Below are 19,360 nucleotides of genomic sequence, written 5' to 3' on the forward strand. Positions count from 1 at the left end.
TCCCACGAGGATGCTTCTCAGATCTCTAGTAGTCGGCCGTCACTTGGGCAGGCCGCTGTCGTAGGCCTTCTGCAGGTCGGTCAGGACCTTGTCGGGCGTCGCGCTGCCGTTGATGAGCTTCTGGGTCTGCGCCACGAACGTGTCGTAGAAGCCCGCCACCGGCCAGTCCGGGTAGTACGCCAGGGCGTTCTTACCGGTGAGGGTGGTGAAGTTCTTGATCAGTTCCTTGCTCTTGGCATCGGTGACGTCCGCCTCATCGGCGGCCACCGGCACGCCGCCGTTGTTGCCGAGCGTGTTCTGGATGCCCTTCTTCATCGTGATGTCGATGAAGTCGTAGGCCAGGTCCTTGTTCTTGGAACCCTGCGGAACCACCCAGAGGTTGCCGCTCGAGCCGAGGGTCAGGTTGGTGTCGGGCCACAGGAAGGTGCCCCACTCGAAGTTCTTGATCTCCTTCTGGAACCGGCCGTACCACCAGCTGCCGGAGAACATCATCGGAAACTTGCCGGAGATGAACGTGGTCCCCGCGTCCTCGGCCTTGATGCTCACCGAGTTCTTGGCGATGTAGCCCTTCTTCACCCAGTCGGCGAAGGTGGTCGCGCCGTAGGTCCAGGCTGCGTCGTGGAAGTCGACCTTGCCGGTGTAGCGCTCGAAGTTGTCGACCCAGGTCTGGTCGGCCTTGGTCAGCGCGAGCTGGTAGAGGTACTGCTGCGCCATATACTCCGCGCCCGCGTTGCTGAGCGGGGTGATCCCCTTCTTGGCGAAGGTGTCGAGCGCCGTGACGAACTCGTCGAAGGTGGTGGGGACCTTGACGTTGTTCTTCTCGAACATGTCCTTGTTGTAGTAGACCTGCAGGTACTCGGCGTAGTTCGGGATGCCGAACCACTTGTCACCGCCCATGACGCCCTTCGCGTCGTACTTGGCGGTGGTCTGAATGGTCGGGCCGAGCAGCTTGTCCCAGCCTCGCTTAGTCACCTGCGGCGTCAGGTCCGTGAGCAGCCCCTGCTTGGCCAGCAGGCCCGCGGTGGCGTTGCCCTTGTTGTACTCCATGATGTCTGGAGCATCCTTGGAGTTGAGGACCATGGGCGCCGTCTTCTGGATCTGCTCGAAGCCCTTCTCCTCGAACTTGACCTTCACGCCGGGGTGCGAGGCCTCGAACTCCTTGATGGCCTGGTTCCACGCCACGCCCATCGCGCTGTCGGGGCCCTCGTAGTGCCAGAGCTTGAGCTCCTTGGCAGAGCCGCTCGAGCCGTCGTCACCGCCGCCGCAGGCGGTCAACGCCAGGCTTCCCGCGGCGAGCGCCGCCAGCAGCGCCGCACGCCTACTTCTCTTGAACATCGGGTTCCTCCAAGGGGGTCTGAAGTCTCACGTCAGGTCGCGCCCGAGAGCCTGCGGGCACCTGTGGTTCCCCCGAGCCGGCCGCCCGTACCCGGAGGCATAGGGGTGTGTCGCTGACATCGCACTCCCTCCCCTGGGTATGGATCGGGCGTGCCGTCGAACCGCATCGTCGAACCGCTTCGATTCGCCAAATGTTAAGCCTCTGTGATGCCGGACACAATGGGGTCACCCGCAAGTGATTGCCCGAAAGCCCATCGAAATCGGCACTGACCTGCGGAAACATAATGTGGGAACGCTTCCACAAAGGATCTTGCCGACGGTCCGGCTCCCAACTCGGTCGACCGATGGGTTTTCACGATGCGAGTGGTCCGTACACGTGACAGCACCACAACAGCGACGTCCCGAGCCGGGGGCGCGGGAAGGAGGAAACGACGGCATCACCCAGCTTGGACAGCATGTTGCTCGCCAGCACCGACCCCGAGCGGCTGCGTGCCTGGTACACCGCGGCGCTGGAGCCCGAGATCGACATCGGCGCTGAGAGATGGCATGAGGGTGAGGGACCACGTCGTCAGGACGTGACCGATGGGGAGCACAGTCGGCAGCGCCAGCGTGATGGCTCCGATGGCCCGCAGTGCCAGCAGGTCGGCGCCTCGGTCGTCGCTCTCCACGCGCACGGGCGTCGGCTTCGCCTCTCGAACGTCGTTCGCCCGCATTGAGGCCATGACCTCGCGCGCCTCATCTCGACTGTCCCGCAGCGCCATGGTCGCCAGGTGGCGAGGGCCCAGATCACGGACGAACTCGTCGATCTTGCTCTCGAGCTGCATGATCTCTGCCGCCACCCGCTCGAGGCTCGCCGAGGTCGCCGTCCTCAAGGGTCGCTTCCGGTTGGACCGCTGCCGTCTCAACCCGACGACGCCGGTGACCATCGTCAGACGATGAAGGCCGCCAACACAGCAAGTACCCATCCACGTCCAGACAGGTGAATGGTGTTGGTCAACCGTAGTAGCAAATCCGCGAAAGCTCCCCATTGTCAGAAAGAAGCGCCACGGAACCCTGCGAGTCTCCCGCCGGTGCGACCTGGCGGCGCAACACCGCGACCTGATGACGCAACACCAGGACTTCGATGTCCTTCGACCGCTCGCCGCGTAAGCACTGCACCACCAGCCGCAGGATCTGACACAGGATCAGGTAGCCGAAGGACAGGAACATGCCCGCCACGATGCCCGGGGACGGTTGATCCGCCCCGCACAAAACCGCACTTCAGGGACCAGAATCAGGTTTCCGAGCGGTACAGGTTTCGATGCGCATGGCGCGGCCGTCTTTGAGGTATTGCTTGATGCGGGAGTGCCGCGATCTACCCCGCGTGCTCGACCAGCTGATGCCGTCCGCGTGGCACCACGTCGAGCAGTACGCGAACAATCCGATCGAGGCTGATCACAGCCAGCTCAAACAGCGGTTGAGACCGATGCGCGGGCTACGAACGGACAAGACAGCACAGGTAATCATCGCCGGACACGCGTTCATGATGAACCTCCGACGCGGACACTACGAACTCGCCGTCGACACCCCGCCCGCTCTGCGGGTCGCCGCTGCGTTCGCCGAACTCGCCCACGCGATCTGACCGCGGACCCGGCACGGGTTCAACACGTCCGCCGATCCGATAACGCAACGGCGCCCCCGACTGTTGTGGTCATCGTCGGTTCTGCCGGTTGCGTCGTCCGAGAGCGACGGCCAGATCGTAGGCGTGCTGGCTGGGACCGAGGTAGGCGACGCCTTTGCCGACGATCTCGAATGCGGTGCCGTGCGACGGTGTGGCGATCGGGACGGGAAGGCCGCCCTGCACGGTGACGCCCCGGTCGAAGCCCATGAGCTTCATCGCGATCTGGCCCTGGTCGTGGTACATGGTCACCACACCGTCGAAGTCGCCGTTCTTGGCCTTGATGAAGACCGTGTCGCACGGATAGGGCCCGGTCGCTTCGATCCCCTGTGCCCGTGCGGCCTCGATCCCGGGGGTGATGTGCTCGATCTCCTCGCGGCCGAACTTGCCGTTCTCGCCGGCGTGCGGGTTGAGGGCGCAGACGGCGAGGCGGGGTGCGGGGATCCCTGATCCCTTGAGCACGTCGTCGAGGAGGCGGATGGCGGCGAGGACGGAGTCGGCGTTGATCCGCGCTGCGACGTCCTTGAGCGGGACGTGTGAGGTTACCCGGGAGGTGACCAGTCCGGGTATGAAGTTGAGCTCGGAGGTGGTGCCCTGGTAGCCCAGGTTCTTGGCGAACCAGCGGAGTTCGTCCTCCTCGTGCATGCCGGCCAGATGCAGCGAGGCCTTGTTCAGCGGCGTGAACATGATCGCGTCGACCACGCCGGAGCGGTAGAGGTTGAGCGCCTTGAGCAGGTCGGCCATGACGCGTTCGCCGGCGGCCTTGCTGACGGTCCTGAGTTGCACGGGCGGACCGGACAGGCCGCTGCCGACGAGGACGGCGTGGCCTGGAATCGGTTCGTCGGCCACCGGAACGTCGACACCGAGCTCGGCGGCGACCGCCTTGAGTTCGGTGGCGTCGGTCAGGACGTAGACCTCGGCCTTGTGCAGGTTTTCGGGCGTGGCGAGGAGCCGGGCGGCAAGTTCAGGCCCGATGCCGGCGGGATCCCCCATGGTCAGGGCGATCCGGGGTAGAACCTCGGCGGCGGTGTGGGGCATTGCGAGTCCTCTCTCGGGGTGTCCGGAGCCGAACAGCACCCTGTTTCCTATAGGATCTACTGCCCCGTCATGGCGCGTCAAGAAGCTTCTCCCGCTGCCCGGATCGGTCAGCTCTCGGCGAGCGAGCGTGCGCGTACGCCCATGAGGTGGGCCCGCATGGCGTTCTCTGCCCGGTCGTTGTCCCCCGAAGCGATCGCCTCGAGGATGTCGCCGTGCTCGGCCACGGCCTGGTCCACGTCCGTGAGGCCGTGACCGAGTGACTGCCGCAGTCGATGCACCTGCGGCGAGAGGAACTCCGCCAACTGCAGTAGGTACTGGTTGCCGCAGTGGTTGAGGATCACCCGATGGAACGCCCAGTCCGCGGTGTAGTACCGGCGGATGACCGACCAGCTCTGCTCGTCGTTTCCGGCCCGTACGCGCTTGACGTAGTCGGCCGCGAGCACGTGGTCGGAGTGCGCGGCCTTCAGCTCCAGCAGCGCCGCGCCGGTTATTGGTACCGCGCCACGCACGGCGGCGATCTCGAGGATGGTGCGCGCGTCGACGAGCTCGGACATGCGCTCCGCCGACAGCGGCGGAGCCACCCGGTAGCCCTTGAGGGCGGCCCGGGTGACCAGGCCCGTGTGCTCCAGCTGCACCATCGCCTCTCGCACCGGCGTGGGTGAGACGCCAAGCTGCCGGGCGAGGGCGTCGATGCTCAGGGAGGCGCCCGGTTTGACCCGGCCCTCTAGGAGAAGTTCGAGGATCGCGTCGTAGACGCCATCTCGCAGGGCGCGCCGCTCGACGGGCCGACTCTGGTCCGGCCCGAGCTGGGCGCCATCGGAAGTCATCGACGTTGTCATGGTGGTTGAGATCCTACCGTCCGAATCTCTGGACATAGCCCGCACGATCGTGGATCCTACAGGATCTATCGGCAACGATACGGAAACCACGCAGCAACCGCGTGGCAACGACCCGGCACCCGCGATCGGAGACAACGCATGGTTTGGACGGCGGAGCAGTGGCCCATCGGCGCTGCCCTGATCCAGTTCCCAGGGCGTACCGGCGATGGCACCAACGTCGCGGACGCCGGCCCGATCGAATGGGCCAGGGTCTTCGCCGAGGTCACCGCCTGCGGGTTCGACCACGTCGACCTCACCGACACCTGGCTGCGTCCCGGCGACCTCACCGACGGCCAACGCGAGGACCTGGTCCGCACGCTCAAGGACGCAGACCTCGGGGTGAGCGCGATCTCGGTCGTCCGGCGCAGCATCCTTGACCCGGAGCACGGCGAAACCAATGTCGACTACGCGCTGCGTACGGTCGAAGCCGCGGCGGGCATCGGCACGGGAGTGGTCTGCCTGGGGCTGCATCGGCCCCTGACCGCGTGGCAGCGGGATGCGGAGTGGTTCTGGACCCAGCCCGGGGCCGACCAGGAGCGCGACGAGGCCAGCTTCGACCGTGCCGTCGAGCGCTTCTCCCGCATCGGGCGGCACGCGGCAGGTTTCGGCATCCAGCTCTCGCTCGAGATCTACGAGGACACCCTGCTGGGCACGGCGGACGATGCCGTCGCGCTGGTCCGCGCCATCGATCTGCCGAACGTCGGCCTGAACCCGGACATCGGCAACCTCATCCGGCTGCACCGGCCCATCGAGGACTGGGAAGAGATGCACCTGAAGACCCTCCCCTACGCCAACTACTGGCACATCAAGAACTACTACCGCGACCATGACCCGGCGACCGGCGCGTACTTCACGGTCCCCGCCCCCGCCGAGTCGGGCCTCATCAGCTACCGGCGCGCCATCGAGATCGCCCTGCAGGCGGGGTTCCAGGGCCCCATCTGCGTGGAGCACTACGGGGGCGACGGGCTGAGCGTGTCGGCCCGTAACCGTGACTACCTGCGGGGCATCCTTCGGGCGAAGCTCGGAGCCCGGCGATGACCCGCCTGGTCAACGCGGCCCCGAACTTCGCCGGGGAGGCGCTCGAAGGATTCGTCGCCGCGCACAGCGGTCACGTCCTCCCCGTGCACGGCGGGGTGGTACGCGCCTCGGCTACCCCGGCGGGCCAGGTCGCCGTCGTGCTGGGTGGCGGTTCCGGCCACTATCCCGCCTTCGCCGGCTGGGTCGGTCCCGGCTTCGCGCACGGTGCCGTCTGCGGCAACACCTTCGCGTCGCCGGCGGCGAGTCAGGTGTACTCGGTGGCCCGGGCCGCCGATGCCGGCGGCGGCGTCGTCCTCGGCTTCGGCAACTACGCCGGCGACGTCCTGCACTTCGGGCAGGCCGCGGAACGGCTGCGCGCCGAGGGCGTCGACGTCCGTACGCTCGCCGTGACGGATGACATCGCCTCGGCGCCGCGGCAGAAACGCGACCAACGCCGGGGTGTAGCGGGTGACCTCATCGTTTTCAAGGTCGCTTGCGCCGCGGCGGAGGAGGGGTTGGACCTGGATGCGGTGGAGGCGATCGGCCGCCGCGCCAACGACGCCACCTTCTCGTTCGGGGTCGCCTTCGACGGTTGCAGCCTTCCCGGTGCGGGGCGTGCGCTCTTCACGGTCGAACCGGGGCAGATGGCGATCGGGTTGGGCATCCACGGCGAACCGGGGATCGGCGAGCAGCCACTTCTCGGCGCCGACGAGCTGGCGGATCTGCTGGCCGGCGAGATCCTCGACGAGGCCGGAACCAGCCAGCCGGACGGCCGCGTGGCGGTGCTGGTCAACGGGCTCGGATCGGTCAAGTACGAGGAGCTGTTCATCGTCTACCGGCGGGTCGCCCATCGACTCGCGAAGGCCGGCCTGACCGTGGTCCGGCCGACGGTCGGAGAGCAGGTCACCAGCCTGAACATGTCCGGCCTTTCGCTGACCGTCACCTTCCTCGACGACGACCTCGAAAGGTACTGGACTGCCCCGGCGGACACCCCCGCCTTCCACCGCGGCCCGGTCGTCTACGAGCAGCCCCGCCGGATCCTCGCGGCCGCCCCGGCTGGACGGCGCATTCAGCCGGGTTCACCCGCCTCGCGCGCCTGTGCCGCCTGGGTCGCGGGCGCCCTGGCCCATGTCCGGGATGTCGTGGCCCAGCACGAGGCCCGCCTCGGCGAGATCGACGCGGTGGCCGGCGACGGAGACCACGGCATGGGTATGGCGCGCGGCAGTGCGGCCGCGGCGCAGGCGGCGGCGGAGGCGGTCAGCGCACGGGCGGGTGTGCGGGGGCTGCTGGTGCACGCCGCCGAGGCCTGGTCCGAACGGGCCGGCGGCACCTCCGGCGCCCTGTGGGGTGCCGGCCTCACCGCCGCCGCCCGCGCTCTGGACGACGAGAACATCCCGACGCCGGACGACATCGTCCGGGCCAGCAGAGCGGCCGTCGACACCGTCGTGCGGCTCGGCGGCGCCAAGCCCGGCGACAAGACGCTGGTCGACGCGGCCATGCCGTTCGTAGAGGTGCTCCAGGCCCGGACCGCGGCGGGAACACCCTTGGCCGCCGCGTGGTCGGCCGCCGCGGAGGCGGCGACGGAGGCGGCCGAGGCCACCGCCGGCGTCCCCGCGCGTCTCGGCCGCGCGCGCACCCACGGGGACCGCAGCATCGGCACGCCCGACGCGGGGGCGGTGTCCTTCGCCCTGATCGTCAGCGCTCTTGGCATCCACTTCCCCACCGACCAGTCCCGGGAGCAGTCATGACTCTTCGGATCGTCGTCGGCGCCGATAGCGCCGGCTTCAGCTACAAGGAGGCACTCAAGGCCGACCTGGCCCACAACCCGCGGGTGCGCGAGGTCGTCGACGTGGGCGTCGCCTCGGGCGAGGACACCGCTTACCCGCACGTGGCGGTGGCCGCCGCGCGGCTGATCGCCGAGGGAGCGGCCGACCGCGCCCTGCTCGTGTGCGGCACCGGACTGGGTGTGGCCATCGCCGCGAACAAGGTGCCCGGAGTCCGGGCCGTCACGGCGCACGATTCGTTCTCGGTCGAACGAGCGATCCTGTCCAACAATGCTCAGGTACTGACCTTCGGCCAACGCGTCATCGGGCTTGAGTTGGCCCGCCGCCTCGCCCGGGAGTGGCTCACCTACTCCTTCGACCCCGCCTCCGCCTCCGCGGCCAAGGTCGCGGCCATCTGCTCGTACGAGGGTGACTGACCGTGGTCCTGTGGATCGGCACCAGCTGGAAGATGACCAAGACGCAGACCGAGGCCATCGCGTTCGCCAGTCGGCTCCGGATCGGGGCGGCAGCCGGCGGATGGCCCCGTGTGCAGCCGTTCGTCGTTCCGCCGGCGACCGCGATCTCCGTGGTCCGCGACGCGTTGGGGCCGGATTCCCCGTTCGTCGTCGGCGCTCAGAACGCCCACTGGGAGGACGTCGGCGCGTGGACCGGCGAGGTGTCGGTGCCGCAGGTCGCCGATGCGGGCGCGACACTCGTCGAGATCGGGCACTCGGAACGGCGCGAGCACTTCGGCGAGACCGACCGGACCGTCAACTGGAAGGTACGGGCGGTTCTTCGCCACGGCCTGACTGCGCTGGTCTGTGTGGGCGAGCCCGCCGAGGTGCGGGCGGCCGGAGGCGCGCGTGAGCACGTGCTCTCGCAGGTCGCCGCCGCCCTGGACGGGGTGCCCGGCGGATCCCGCGTCCTGCTCGCCTACGAACCCGTCTGGGCGATCGGAGAGAAGGGCCGGGAACCCGCCATCGACGAGATCGCAGAAGTCACCCAGGCCCTTGACGCGGAGTACGGCGGCGTGATGACCGCCCTGCTGTACGGGGGGTCGGTTAGCACGGCGAACGCGCGGGACCTGCTGCACACCCCCGGCGTCACTGGGCTGTTTGTCGGGCGCAGCGCCTGGGACGTCAACGGATACCTGCACCTGCTACGCATCGCGGCGGACGTGGCCCAGGAGGCCGGCGAGGTAGCGGCGGCGACCGTTCCGCGCTGACCCGCGCCGGGACCGTCGCCGCGGCACCCCATTCGTCCACGAACACCAGGCTCAACCACCACCTCCACCACCACCACCACCACCACCACCACCACCACCACCACCACCACCACCAACGAAAGGGTCGTCATGAAGCGCAACAATGTGCTGCTCACCGCGGTCGCGGCCGCGTCGGTCCTCCTCTTGACAGCCTGCGGCGCCGCCAACGGGAAGACGTCGGCCGGCGGCGACGCGGAAACCTTCAAGCCCAAGGGCAACGTCACCATGGTCGTCCCGTTCGGCGCGGGCGGCGGCAGCGACATGTCCGGCCGGTCCATCGCGGCGGGTCTGGAGGCAGTCGCCCCCGGCCTGAAAATCAACACGGAGAACCGCGACGGCGGCTCGGGCGCGGTCGGCTACTCGTACTTCCTGAGCAAGACCGGTAACCCGAACTATCTGCTGCCCAGCGAGACCGCGCTGCTGGCCCTGCCGCTCAACACCAAGGTGGGCTTCGACTACACCAAGTTCACCCCGATCATGAAGGTCGGTGACGACTTCACCCTCGCCGTCGTACCGACCGGCTCGCCGTGGAAGACGTGCGCGGATGCCGTGAACGCCAGCAAGGCCGGGCGCGTCATCGCGGGCGTCTCCGGTGCGACCAGCCTGGACAACGTGGTCTTCACGCTGACCGAGCAGGCCACCGGCGCGAAGTTCGACCGGGTCCCGTTCGAGTCGGGCGAGGAACTGCTCGCGGCGCTGCTGGGCAACCAGATCCAGGTCGCGTCCCTCAACCCCGGGGAGGTCGTCGAGCAGCTCAAGGCCGGGAAGCTCAAGGCGCTCTGCGCGTTCGCGGAGAAGCGGTACGAGTACCCCGAGCTGAAGGACATCCCGACGGCGAAGGAGCAAGGGGTCGACGTCGCGTACGCCCAGTTCCGTGGCCTGATCGCTCCGGGCGGGATCAGCGACGGCGCCAGGACGTTCTGGATCGACGCGAGTAAGAAGTTCGTCGAGTCCGACAAGGCGAAGCAGTACATCGCCAGCAACTACCTGCAGCCCAACGCCCTGTTCGGTGACGACTTCACCACATACCTGAACGAGAACAACGACATGCTCAGCAAGGCCCTGGGCAAGTGAGCACGCTGGTCCGAATCCGCGACAACGGCGAGGCGACCGTGTACGCCGTGCTCGCCCTGGTCGGCCTCGCCGCCGCGGTGTCCGGCGCCTTCTACGGCGTGTTCGTCGACGGCGGCCGCGTCGGTCCCGGCTTCCTGCCGCTCGTCGCTGGCGGCCTGACGGCGGTCCTCTGCGGCTGGCTCGCCCTGCGATGCGTGCACGGCGAGCGCAGCCATCCTCCGGGCGGGCCTGCGGAGGGCGTCGAGCCGCACCTTGTCGAGGACATCGACCCGGTGGACATCGACTCGGTGGACAACGGTACGGACGACGACGTCGACATCAGCGGGCGCACCAGGCGGGAGCGGATCCACAACCTCTGGAAGGTCTTCGGGCTGACCCTCGGTGCGATCCCGCTCGTGCAGGTGGTGGGTTTCCTCGCCGCGTTCGGTGCCCTGGTATTCGTGATCTCCACCTGGATCGAACGACAGCCGCTGCTGAAATCAGCCGTGATCGCGGCGGCCGCCACCGGCCTGATCTACGGCGTGTTCGGGCTGTTCCTCGAGATCCCCCTGCCCGGTGGGCTGCTCGGGCTGGGAACGGAAGGCTGAGCGGTGATCGACAACGTCATTCTCGGGTTTCAGACCGCGCTGACGCCCCAGAACCTGCTCTGGTGCTTCGTCGGGGTCCTCGCGGGCACAGTGATCGGGTTGCTGCCGGGGCTGGGCTCCACCACCGGCGTGGCGGTGCTCCTGCCGCTGACCCTGGACTTCGAGCCGGTGACCGCCCTCATCATGCTCGCCGGCATCTACTACGGGGCCCAGTACGGCGGGACCATCACCTCGGTGCTCATCTCCACCCCCGGCGAGGCGTCGAGCGTCGTGACAACCCTCGACGGCTATCAGATGGCCAGGCGTGGGAGGGCCGGCGCGGCGCTGTCCATCGCCGCCATCGGGTCCTTCGTGGCCGCCATCTTCTCCCTGGTCCTGCTGATGGTGCTCGCCCCGCCGTTCGCGAACTTCGCGCTGAAGTTCGGCCCCGTCGAGAACCTGTCGATCATGATCCTCGGCCTGGCGACCATCGTCAGCTTCTCCGGCGAGTCCCGGATCCGCGGCTTCGCGATGGCCTCGGCCGGGCTGCTGCTGGCGACCGTCGGCATGGACGCCGCAACCGGCACGGCACGGTTCACCTTCGACAACGTCAACCTACTCAGCGGGGTGCCGTTCGTCGAAGTCATGATCGGGCTGTTCGCCGTCGGCGAGGTCATGTACCAGATCCGAGTCGGTGCGGCCGCGCCGATCCGGACCCGCTTCCGGGAACTGCTCATCACCAGGAGCGAACTGCGGCGCAGTATCGGCCCGATCGGGCGCGGCAGCGTCCTGGGGTTCCTCCTCGGCTGCCTGCCCGGCTCCGGTTCAACCCTCGCCTCCTTCATCGCCTACGGCGTCGAGAAGCGGGTCTCCCGGAACCGAAGCCAGCTCGGTCAGGGAGCCATCGAAGGTGTGGCCTCGCCGGAGAGCGCCAACAACGCGGCGGCCAACGCGAACTTCGTGCCGACGCTCACCCTCGGCATCCCGGGCGGCGGTACGACGGCCGTCCTGCTGGGTGCGTTCACCATGTACGGCCTACAGCCCGGCCCGCTGCTCTTCCAGAGCCAGCCGACGCTGGTGTGGGGGCTGCTGGTCTCCTTCTTCATCGGCAACGTGATGCTCCTGGTGCTCAACCTGCCGATGGCCCCGATCTTCGCCCAGATGCTGCGAATCCCGTACGCGTACCTCTACCCGATCATCTTGTTCACGAGCTTCGTCGGGGCGTACTCGATCGACAACAACATGTTCAGTGTCTGGATCGTCTTCGTCGCGGGCGTCGCCGGATACTTCATGAAGCTCTACGACCTGCCGATGGCACCCCTCGTCCTCGGCCTGGTCATCGGGCCCCTCTTCGAGAAGGCGCTCACCCAGACCTCCGCCCTCGGTGACGGTGACCTGCTGATCGTCCTCTCACACCCCATCGCCCTCGTCGTGCTGGCCCTCGCCGTCCTGCTCGCGGCCGGCCCGTCGCTGGTGAGGTTGCTACCGCGCAACACACCGGCCAGGGATCGCGAGCCCGCCGGCGTCTGACGTACCGTCCCGGGATCGCCAGGCAGCGATCCCGGGACGTACGCCGGGGAGACGTGACCGGGGCCATTGGCTGTCTGATGTGAGCATGCCGGCGATGGCGGTGAGGGTGCGTCAGTTTTGGCCGTGCCGCTCATGCCGAGGCGGTCCGAAATCCGGCGATCTGGTGGACCTGGAACGGCGTGGCAGGCCCGGGCCGGGTGTCCTCACCCAGCACGGTCAGGTAATCCACCAGCACCACCCGAGCCCGCGGCGCCCGAGCCGGGGCCGCCTCCACCACCCGCACCAGCCCCGATGTCACCCGCTCCACGTCGGGTCCGTGGCCGCCGTACAGCGTCACGGCCCAGCAGCGCCCCGACCGGACGCGTCAGCAACCATCCCCGCAACCAGCCCGCCACCGCCGCACGCAACATCCCGCCCTCATAACGCAGGTTATTGCCGTCAGCTGTGACAGTGACCAGGTCGGCATCGGCCGGAGTCCCGTCGGCCTGCGGCGCGAACCGCTTGCCCAGGTTCAGTGGGCGCCGGCTGGCGAGGGTGGAGTGGGCGGCTGGCCGGTGTCGGCCGGCTAGGGCATGGCGCCTTCCGCGCGCTCTCCGGCCTTCCGCGTAACCGCCTGGCGCACCATCTGGTACGCCTCCCCACGCTCGATCCCGGAGGCCCTGAGCAGATCACTAGCCGTCGTCCGGACCTGCGCCACCACCACGCTGCCAGAGAAGCCGACCCCGTCGGCGTACGCTTGACCGGCGTCGGCGACGGCGTTCAGCGCGCATTCCCGGCACCCCGCCGGATCCGCACCGCGGCCGAGTTCTTGGAGCAATCGCCGGATCGACTCGGCGAGTTCACGTACCGCCGACGGGAGCGACGCGGGGGTCGGCTCCTCGTCCTCGATCAGGGTGACCGCCCGGCGCACCAATGTCCCGCTGTTGGCTACGGCGTGGTCGAGGTATTCGGCGCTCTCCACATACTGGGTTAGCGCGCCCCGGCGGCGCCACCGGACCGGAGAGAGGGTGGCGGTCTCCCGCCCACCCTCCAGCGCCTTCTCCAGCTCCCCCATGAACGTCTCCACCTCATGTAGCCGGTCCAGGGTCCGTTGAGCGCATCCGGCGTCCCGCTTCTCGAGCGCTTCCGCGGTCTGCGTCAACTCGTCCGCCAGCCGGTTAAGCGCCGGGCGGGCCGCCCGGTTCACCACCCGCAACGGGTTGAACGGCAGCAGCACCGTCGAGACGAGCAGCGCGGTGGCACCGCCGATCACCGCCTCGATGACCCGGAATTGAATGTTGCCCTCGGTCCCCCCGAGCGTCGCGAGCAGGATGCCGGTGGCAGCGGCGTTGCTCACCACGGAGGGGCTGCCACCGACGAAAATGGCAATGCCCATCGACAGGATGACGATCAGTCCGACCTGCCACGACCCTTTGCCGATAAGAATGATCAGACCGTCGCCGATCCCGATGCCCAGCACGGTCCCCGCGATGAGTTCGACCGTGCGGCGAAACCGCTGGCCGATCGAGGAGAAGAGGGTACTCAGCGCGGCGATCGGGGCGAAGACCGGCTGGCTCACCTGCAACAACTCGGCCGCGATGAACCACGACAGGGTGGCAGCGAGCCCCACCTGCAGGATTACCGTGAAGCTGAATCGCACCCGGTGCCACCGGTCGCGAATCGTCGGCCGCGCCCGCTGGCGCACCTGCCGCAGAGCTTCACCGACCCGCTCCGGCCAGGCGGCGATGGCCACCCCATCAATGTCCACCCTGCGTGGCTTGTCCCGCTTGCCGGCCATGGCGGGGACTACCCGCCCGAAACGCGGCTGAATCATGGCTTGTGGTCCGAGTGCCCGAGGCAAACTCCAAGCACGTGCGGCAATTGATGCAGCGGTGACGGGTGACGGCGCTGGCGGCCGGAGCGACAGACCAGGCCGCCGTGGACGAGGCTGGCGCAGAACAACTCCGGCGATGGCGGGAGCCGCACCGGCACTACTGGACCACTGCGCACCTAACCGCCGTGCTGTCCATCATCGATGCCGAGGCGGCCTGGGCGGCCGCCCCCGACCTGGTCCGGCTCACCGCCTGGTTCCATCCGATCTACGATCCAACCGCCTCGAGCCGCCCGTCTGACATGGTCTGGATCGTCACCGCCCACGTTCCCAGGACCGCGCACAAAACCGCACGTCACAGCCACCGAACCGAATTTACGAGCCCTACAGGCTCACCGTCGACACCACCGAAAAGAACGCCCTCACCAGCTGGGCCAACAATTGCCCCAACGTCACCATCACCGTCGTCCGCGCCTTCTAGCGATGACGAGTGAGGGCGGTGCGGCCGTCTACATGCCGCGCCGCCCTCACCTCGCCGGTGAATCGCCCATCACCAGTCCGCTCGGCTGCTGCTACCCGCTCGCTCCGCAGTCCCGAGTTGGTTTCCAGCGCCCTCGACCGTCACGCCGCTCGGCTCGCTAGCCCCCTCCCTGCCCCACAGCCAGCGCAGCACCAGCGTCGGCTGCCGCTCGCAGTCAGGTCGGCGACGGCGCCGCGCTCTACCGTTTGGGTGATGGAGCTGGCGATGACGGCGACGGCGACGGCGAGGGACCCTCGGTCGAGTTGCTTGCCGCCCATGCGGACCCAACCATCCACGCGGAGGCCACGGCAAGGATCACGATAGCCGCCCGCACGGCCGCCCAAAACGCCTTCAGCAGCTCGGGCACGAGCGCCTTGGTCTTCTTGTAGTCCGCCCAGGCCCGGTGAGCGACCTGGTAAGCCCGGCCGGCCAGAAACCCGATCGCAACACTGATGATGACTAGAACGGCCAAGCTCGTGGTCATCCACACACGTTGCCTGACGCATTGCTGCTAGTCACTGGGCCGAAACAGCAGCAGCGGTGACGGGTTGCCGACACCTGCGGGGAACGACAGCACGCTGCCCCGGCGCGCCGCATCGTCGAGTCCATCCAAGCGCAGCTCGTCGGATTTCTGCTATCCGAAAGGCGACGCGCGGTGGACGTGGTGGACTTGCTGTCTGACAGCGGCGCGCCACCGCTCCAAACGGCGCTATCGTGAGCTGCATGGCGGGGGCCATGACCAGTTTCGTGACGGCGGGCGCTTTCGCGGCTGTCCTGGCGGTCGGTCTCCTGCTGCTGATTCGCCGGCCCGCGGCCGCCAAACGGCTCGTCCGCCTGGCTGGTCTGGTGATCACCGTGCTGGTCGCCGCCGTTCTCACCCCATGGACCGTGCAGGATTCTGGGCCAGCGGCAAGCTACCTACTCGGTGTGCCAGTCCTCGCGGCGACGGCTCCAGTGCTGGCCAGGCGTTCCGACCGGCTGGCCGGGATTGCCGACATCGTCGCCGCGGTCGTCATCTGCGGCTGGGGCGTGTTGCTGGCACTCGGCATCGGGGTGGCGTTCCTGCCTGTGGTGCCGCTCTACGTGGCGAGCGCCACCCGGAGCTTCACGCCGCGCATGTCAACCTCCAACTGACCGTTGCGGTACTTGTCGTGGTCGTAGGCGCCGGGGAAGTGCCCGGCCCGGAGGAGGATCCGGGCGCCGGGGGCGGCGGGCCGGCGACCTTGCGGTCGGCGGTGACGGCCGCCGCCGCGCTGTTCACGACGGCGGCGATGGCTTCGGCCCATTCGGCGGCGGACTCGGGCGCGCGGGGCACGGCAACGTGCTCTACCTCGGCGTCGCTGCCTGGCCATGTCTCGGGCTTGTCTGCTGCTGAGGTTGCGGCGGTCGTCGGTGCGGCACCCACCATCTGCACGACGACCGACACGCCACCAGGCGGCGCCGGGTCGATGGCCAGGCCTACCGGCTTCGGGCCGCCCTCGGTGAACCGGGCGACGATGCTGACACACCGCTGGGCGGCGAGCAGGTGGGCGAGCCGGCCCTCGAAGTATCGAACCCGCATGGCCTACGACTCGGTCGGCCGCTGGCGCAGCATGTCATCGAGGCCCAGGGGCCGCAGTAGCCGGCCGTACAGCCGGTCCATGACCGCCGTCAGGTCGCCGTCGAGTTCGACGCTGGTGGCGCTGGTGACGCGCTGGTAGTGGTCGTCGGGGTACGGGACGGGCCGGTCCCAGATCCGGTGCGATTGTTCGCGCATCGGCGTGACGGTGAGCATGCCGTCCAGGCGGAGACCGACGCCGACGATGCCTCGGAAGCCGCTGCGCTCCGCTACCTCGGCAAACACGGCGAGGGCGAGGGCCGTGAAGGTGGCCGCCTCGTACTGGTTGATGACCTTCTCGTACTCAGGTCGGTCCCTGCCGATCGCGGCCGCGGCGGTGACGTCACGTACGACGAGTGAGACGGCGCCGGATTCCGCCACCTCGAGGAAGGCGTACGAGTCCTCGCGGCTGTTGTACCTGAACACGTAACCGTTCGGGGTGGCGTATCCGTTGCGGCTGCTGAACGGGAAGCTGGCGTTCTGCATGACCAAGGGCGCGAGGGGGCTGTCGTCGCCGATGCGCCTCACGCGGTCTTGCGCCGCATTGGTCACCTCGCCGAGCCACCTGTTGCCGTCGGCCAGCTCGTCGCGCACCAGCTCGTGCCGGATCACGGGGATAGGCGCGATCGCCACCGTCAGTGTCGACGGCCCGAGATCAAGCGCCGCGGCGCTGCGGCGCGCCCTGTCCAGGTCATCGAGGATGCTGTCCTCGGTTACGTCGCGCAGGCGGTGCAGCCGGACCACCTCAGGGTCCGACAGCGCCCTCACGGTCCGGTCCGCTCGGCCGACGTACCGCCCGTCGACCTGGTGCGGCGCGAACGGGCTGGGCGGAACGTCGATGACGATCAGGCCGGTCGCGGGGTCGTCGGGGTTGACCAGGTCGGTCGCGGTGAAGGCGAGCGGTGGGTCGATCCGACCCCGGCACACCTGCTGGATCCGCTCGACCTGCCCCGCCAGCTCGACCGGTGTGAGGCCGACTGCCCGCCCGCTGTCCCGGTTCTCCTCGATCCCGATGACGAGTGTTCCCCCGTCGACGGCCAGCGATGCGACGCGAGGTCGCTGTCGCACTCGATGGGCTGGCGGCCCGCGAGGCAGAGCTTGCACGAGCACTGGCGTCGATACTGGCAAACGATCTGCGGTTCAGCGTCCGGCGGTCAGTTCCCCAGTCGCTACATGGCTAGGGAAAAGGTCGCTCCCGGCTGCGGTCGCACGCTGGCGGACTCAGGAGGCATGCCGACCGCGCAGCTCAATCCATGGACTGTTGAACCCGCACCGGTGGCGCTTTCCGGAGTACGTGCCGGAGGTGCATGAGCTATCGCCCAACGCGAGCGCCTCGGCTACCTCGTCGCGATCATCCCCGCAACAGCCTGACCAGCACATCACTCACATTTTCGAGTCAACGCTTTCAGCCCGCTGCCGGTAGTCGGCCAGCGCGCGCGGCTTCCGGCATGTTAGCGGCGCGTGAGCGGAATCGTTCACCGCCGGCTAACGCGACCTCCGGATACTTGCGCAGGGCAGTCTGGCGAGGAGGGTGTATGCGGCTGCTGGTGGTGGACAACGAGGAGCTGATGGCCGCGGCCGTCGCTGAGGGTCTGCGGCAGGAGGCGTTCGCGGTGGACATCGCGCACGACGGGGCCGAGGCGCTGGACAAGCTCGCCGTCAACGGCTACGACGTGTTGATCCTGGGCCTGCCCCGGGTGCACGGTGACGAGGTCTGCCGCAGGGTCGTGGCGGCCGGCACCGGCGTGCGGGTGCTGATGCTCAGCGTCTTCGTCTCCGACGCCGACCGGGTTGCCGGGCTGAGCATGGGGGCCGACGACCACCTGGCCAAACCGTTCGCGTTCGCCGAGCTGGTGGCCCGGGTGCGGGCGCTGGGACGCCGGTCCCGCCTGCCGGTGCCACCGGTGCTGGAGCGTTCGGGCGTCCGGCTCGACCCGCGCCACCGCGAGACCTACCGCGACGGCCGCTACGTCCACCTGGCCCGCGAGGAGGTCGCGGTGCTGGAGGAGCTGCTGCGCGCCGACGGGGCGGTCGTGTCCGCGGAGACCCTGCTGGAGAAGGTGTGGGACGAGAACATGGACCCGCTCACCACCATCGTCTGCGTCACCATCGGCGGCCTGCGCCGCAAGCTCGGGGAGCCGCAGCTCATCGAGACGGTGACCGCAGGGGTTACCGGTTGCCATGAACGGTTCCTGGCACGGCAGCCTGCGGGTGCGCCATACCCTCATGGTCGGGCTGATGTTCCTGTTCGCGGGCAGCGTGGTGCTCGGCGGCGTGCTGATCCTGGTTCAGAACAGCATGGACTACAGCCTGTCGGTGGCCTTCACACGCAAGTGGGAGAAGTACAACATGGCCGCCGACGAGGTCTCCAAGCAGATCATCATGGACTCGATGCGTGACAACCTCCTGGCCAAGGGAGGTTGACCGTGCTGGCGGTATGCGTGGCGGCGACCGCGGTGGCCTGGTGGCTGTCGGGGCGACTGCTGCGCCCCCTCAACATGATCACCGAGACGGCGCACCGGATCGCCGGGCGTACCCTGCACAAGCGCATCGACCTGGACGCGCCTCCGGGTGAGGTGAAGAGCCTGGCCGACTCGTTCGACAGCATGCTGGACCGGCTCGACGAGGCGTTCGCCGGGCAGGGGCGGTTCATCGCCAACGCCGCGCACGAGCTGAAGACCCCGATCGCACTCAACCGCACCCTGGTCGAGGTGGCGATGAGCCGCCCCGACAGCCTGCCGCAGCTGCGCCAGCTCGGCGAGAACCTGCTCGCCGTCAACCAGCGCCACGAACGGCTGATCGACTCGCTGCTCACCCTGGCCAGGGCAGAGGTGGCCGTCACCGACCGGCGGCCGGTCGACCTGGCGCAACTGGCGGGGTATGCGCTCGACGTCACCGCGAAGGCGGCCGCGGAGCAGCGGGTGCAGGTCCAGGCGCAACTCGCGGCGGCGCCGGTGGTCGGCGACCCGATCCTGCTGGAGCAGTTGATCCGCAACCTGGTCGGCAACGCGGTCCGCTACAACCACCCGCACGGCTTCGTGTGGGTGCAGACCCTGCCCGAGGTCCGGCAGGCCGAGATCGTCGTGACCAATACGGGCGCGCTGATCTCGCCGCACGAGGTGCCGGCGCTGTTCGAGCCGTTCCGCCGGCTCACCGACCGGGTGGGTTCGGCCAGGGGCAGCGGTCTGGGCCTGTCCATCGTGCGTGCGGTCGCCCAGGCCCACGGCGGCGACGCGCTGGCCATCCCCCGTCCCGACGGCGGCCTGGCCGTGCGCGTGATCCTGCCCCGCAGTGACGCCCCGCGGGCGTGA

21 protein-coding genes and 2 pseudogenes are annotated in these 19,360 nt (G+C 68.6%); 12 read left to right on the forward strand and 11 right to left on the reverse strand.

Translation table 11 applies throughout. The features are described 5' to 3' along the window. Window positions 1–39 precede the first annotated feature (39 nt). The 3 genes from EV384_RS27160 to EV384_RS27170 form a co-directional block, all read right to left on the reverse strand. Complete coding sequence (locus EV384_RS27160) at window positions 40–1,335, reverse strand: ABC transporter substrate-binding protein (RefSeq protein ID WP_130337682.1); 1,296 nt, start codon at window positions 1,333–1,335, stop codon at window positions 40–42. A 437-nt stretch (window positions 1,336–1,772) separates the two neighbouring features. Then, the gene (locus EV384_RS35610; protein ID WP_207232479.1) at window positions 1,773–2,174 is read right to left on the reverse strand and encodes a hypothetical protein; all 402 of its coding nucleotides are present in this window, start codon (window positions 2,172–2,174) and stop codon (window positions 1,773–1,775) included. 154 nt (window positions 2,175–2,328) lie between these two features. Continuing rightward, window positions 2,329–2,544, reverse strand: coding sequence for a hypothetical protein (locus EV384_RS27170; RefSeq protein WP_130337684.1), 216 nt, complete (start codon window positions 2,542–2,544; stop codon window positions 2,329–2,331). Between the two features lie 154 nt (window positions 2,545–2,698). On the opposite strand from EV384_RS27170, the gene EV384_RS27175 reads away from it, so the two are divergent. Then, the gene (locus tag EV384_RS27175; RefSeq protein WP_165440086.1) at window positions 2,699–2,956 is read left to right on the forward strand and encodes a DDE-type integrase/transposase/recombinase; all 258 of its coding nucleotides are present in this window, start codon (window positions 2,699–2,701) and stop codon (window positions 2,954–2,956) included. Window positions 2,957–3,025: 69 nt separating this feature from the next. On the opposite strand, the gene EV384_RS27180 is transcribed toward EV384_RS27175, so the two are convergent. After that, window positions 3,026–4,111, reverse strand: a complete 1,086-nt coding sequence (locus EV384_RS27180) for a 4-hydroxythreonine-4-phosphate dehydrogenase PdxA (RefSeq protein ID WP_207232480.1) — start codon at window positions 4,109–4,111, stop codon at window positions 3,026–3,028. A 26-nt stretch (window positions 4,112–4,137) separates the two neighbouring features. Further along, window positions 4,138–4,857: a GntR family transcriptional regulator gene (locus EV384_RS27185; RefSeq protein WP_207232481.1), complete on the reverse strand. Its 720-nt coding sequence runs from the start codon at window positions 4,855–4,857 to the stop codon at window positions 4,138–4,140. A gap of 150 nt (window positions 4,858–5,007) precedes the next feature. Here EV384_RS27185 and EV384_RS27190 point away from each other — a divergent pair, with 150 nt between their 5' ends. From EV384_RS27190 to EV384_RS27220, 7 genes are all read left to right on the forward strand, one after another. Continuing rightward, complete coding sequence (locus EV384_RS27190; RefSeq protein WP_130337690.1) at window positions 5,008–5,946, forward strand: sugar phosphate isomerase/epimerase family protein; 939 nt, start codon at window positions 5,008–5,010, stop codon at window positions 5,944–5,946. Next, window positions 5,943–7,673: a dihydroxyacetone kinase family protein gene (locus EV384_RS27195; RefSeq protein WP_130337692.1), complete on the forward strand. Its 1,731-nt coding sequence runs from the start codon at window positions 5,943–5,945 to the stop codon at window positions 7,671–7,673. The genes EV384_RS27190 and EV384_RS27195 overlap by 4 nt, the downstream gene beginning before the upstream one ends. After that, a complete protein-coding gene (locus tag EV384_RS27200; RefSeq protein WP_130337694.1) occupies window positions 7,670–8,125 on the forward strand; it encodes a ribose-5-phosphate isomerase in 456 nt (151 codons plus the stop codon). Before EV384_RS27195 ends, EV384_RS27200 begins: the two co-directional genes overlap by 4 nt. Window positions 8,126–8,127: 2 nt before the next feature. Next, window positions 8,128–8,913, forward strand: coding sequence for a triose-phosphate isomerase (locus tag EV384_RS27205; RefSeq protein WP_130337696.1), 786 nt, complete (start codon window positions 8,128–8,130; stop codon window positions 8,911–8,913). Between the two features lie 129 nt (window positions 8,914–9,042). Then, window positions 9,043–10,026: a tripartite tricarboxylate transporter substrate binding protein gene (locus EV384_RS27210; RefSeq protein ID WP_130337698.1), complete on the forward strand. Its 984-nt coding sequence runs from the start codon at window positions 9,043–9,045 to the stop codon at window positions 10,024–10,026. Between the two features lie 47 nt (window positions 10,027–10,073). Then, window positions 10,074–10,613, forward strand: a complete 540-nt coding sequence (locus EV384_RS27215; RefSeq protein WP_165440087.1) for a tripartite tricarboxylate transporter TctB family protein — start codon at window positions 10,074–10,076, stop codon at window positions 10,611–10,613. Window positions 10,614–10,616: 3 nt separating this feature from the next. Continuing rightward, on the forward strand, window positions 10,617–12,122 hold the full coding sequence (locus EV384_RS27220) for a tripartite tricarboxylate transporter permease (protein ID WP_130337702.1): 1,506 nt from the start codon (window positions 10,617–10,619) through the stop codon (window positions 12,120–12,122). A 130-nt stretch (window positions 12,123–12,252) separates the two neighbouring features. Here the strand turns inward: EV384_RS27220 and EV384_RS35110 are convergent, their stop codons facing one another. The 3 genes from EV384_RS35110 to EV384_RS27240 all read right to left on the reverse strand — a co-directional run bounded on the left by EV384_RS35110 (window position 12,253) and on the right by EV384_RS27240 (window position 14,936). Next, window positions 12,253–12,459 carry a hypothetical protein gene (locus EV384_RS35110; protein ID WP_165440088.1) on the reverse strand — a complete coding sequence of 69 codons (207 nt, stop codon included), beginning with the start codon at window positions 12,457–12,459 and terminating at the stop codon, window positions 12,253–12,255. A gap of 228 nt (window positions 12,460–12,687) precedes the next feature. Beyond that, window positions 12,688–13,899, reverse strand: coding sequence for an FUSC family protein (locus tag EV384_RS27230; protein WP_165440089.1), 1,212 nt, complete (start codon window positions 13,897–13,899; stop codon window positions 12,688–12,690). A gap of 752 nt (window positions 13,900–14,651) precedes the next feature. Next, entirely contained in the window at window positions 14,652–14,936 is a 285-nt protein-coding gene (locus EV384_RS27240; protein ID WP_130337708.1) for a hypothetical protein, read from the reverse strand. A gap of 239 nt (window positions 14,937–15,175) precedes the next feature. Here EV384_RS27240 and EV384_RS27245 point away from each other — a divergent pair, with 239 nt between their 5' ends. Continuing rightward, entirely contained in the window at window positions 15,176–15,586 is a 411-nt protein-coding gene (locus EV384_RS27245; protein ID WP_130337710.1) for a hypothetical protein, read from the forward strand. Here the strand turns inward: EV384_RS27245 and EV384_RS27250 are convergent. From EV384_RS27250 to EV384_RS37535, 3 genes and pseudogenes are all read right to left on the reverse strand, one after another. Next, window positions 15,558–16,013 (reverse strand): hypothetical protein, encoded by a 456-nt coding sequence (locus EV384_RS27250; protein WP_130337712.1) that lies wholly within the window; start codon window positions 16,011–16,013, stop codon window positions 15,558–15,560. The two genes, EV384_RS27245 and EV384_RS27250, sit on opposite strands and share 29 nt — an antisense overlap. Window positions 16,014–16,016: 3 nt before the next feature. After that, a complete protein-coding gene (locus tag EV384_RS27255) occupies window positions 16,017–16,817 on the reverse strand; it encodes a hypothetical protein (protein WP_130337714.1) in 801 nt (266 codons plus the stop codon). Next, window positions 16,818–17,159 (reverse strand): annotated as a pseudogene (locus EV384_RS37535) (AlbA family DNA-binding domain-containing protein); the annotation flags it as partial. It lies immediately after the preceding gene. 425 nt (window positions 17,160–17,584) lie between these two features. Between EV384_RS37535 and EV384_RS27260 the strand changes: the two are divergent. From EV384_RS27260 to EV384_RS27265, 3 genes and pseudogenes are all read left to right on the forward strand, one after another. Beyond that, window positions 17,585–18,234 (forward strand): annotated as a pseudogene (locus EV384_RS27260) (response regulator transcription factor). Next, window positions 18,231–18,473, forward strand: coding sequence for a hypothetical protein (locus EV384_RS36480; RefSeq protein ID WP_242624320.1), 243 nt, complete (start codon window positions 18,231–18,233; stop codon window positions 18,471–18,473). Before EV384_RS27260 ends, EV384_RS36480 begins: the two are co-directional and overlap by 4 nt. 2 nt (window positions 18,474–18,475) lie before the next feature. Continuing rightward, window positions 18,476–19,360 carry a sensor histidine kinase gene (locus EV384_RS27265; protein ID WP_207232483.1) on the forward strand — a complete coding sequence of 295 codons (885 nt, stop codon included), beginning with the start codon at window positions 18,476–18,478 and terminating at the stop codon, window positions 19,358–19,360.

The sequence above is a fragment of the Micromonospora kangleipakensis genome (assembly GCF_004217615.1).
Classification (GTDB): Bacteria; Actinomycetota; Actinomycetes; order Mycobacteriales; family Micromonosporaceae; genus Micromonospora; species Micromonospora kangleipakensis.

What these genes read in the sequence shown, in the direction of transcription:
- EV384_RS27160 (WP_130337682.1), bottom strand. Translation starts at nt 1,335, where the DNA reads ATGTTCAAGAGAAGTAGGCGTGCGGCGCTGCTGGCGGCGCTCGCCGCG.
- EV384_RS27170 (WP_130337684.1), bottom strand. Translation starts at nt 2,544, where the DNA reads ATGTTCCTGTCCTTCGGCTACCTGATCCTGTGTCAGATCCTGCGGCTG.
- EV384_RS27185 (WP_207232481.1), bottom strand. Translation starts at nt 4,857, where the DNA reads ATGACTTCCGATGGCGCCCAGCTCGGGCCGGACCAGAGTCGGCCCGTC.
- EV384_RS27190 (WP_130337690.1), top strand. Translation starts at nt 5,008, where the DNA reads ATGGTTTGGACGGCGGAGCAGTGGCCCATCGGCGCTGCCCTGATCCAG.
- EV384_RS27195 (WP_130337692.1), top strand. Translation starts at nt 5,943, where the DNA reads ATGACCCGCCTGGTCAACGCGGCCCCGAACTTCGCCGGGGAGGCGCTC.
- EV384_RS27200 (WP_130337694.1), top strand. Translation starts at nt 7,670, where the DNA reads ATGACTCTTCGGATCGTCGTCGGCGCCGATAGCGCCGGCTTCAGCTAC.
- EV384_RS27210 (WP_130337698.1), top strand. Translation starts at nt 9,043, where the DNA reads ATGAAGCGCAACAATGTGCTGCTCACCGCGGTCGCGGCCGCGTCGGTC.
- EV384_RS27230 (WP_165440089.1), bottom strand. Translation starts at nt 13,899, where the DNA reads ATGGCCGGCAAGCGGGACAAGCCACGCAGGGTGGACATTGATGGGGTG.
- EV384_RS27240 (WP_130337708.1), bottom strand. Translation starts at nt 14,936, where the DNA reads ATGACCACGAGCTTGGCCGTTCTAGTCATCATCAGTGTTGCGATCGGG.
- EV384_RS27245 (WP_130337710.1), top strand. Translation starts at nt 15,176, where the DNA reads ATGGCGGGGGCCATGACCAGTTTCGTGACGGCGGGCGCTTTCGCGGCT.
- EV384_RS27250 (WP_130337712.1), bottom strand. Translation starts at nt 16,013, where the DNA reads ATGCGGGTTCGATACTTCGAGGGCCGGCTCGCCCACCTGCTCGCCGCC.
- EV384_RS36480 (WP_242624320.1), top strand. Translation starts at nt 18,231, where the DNA reads ATGAACGGTTCCTGGCACGGCAGCCTGCGGGTGCGCCATACCCTCATG.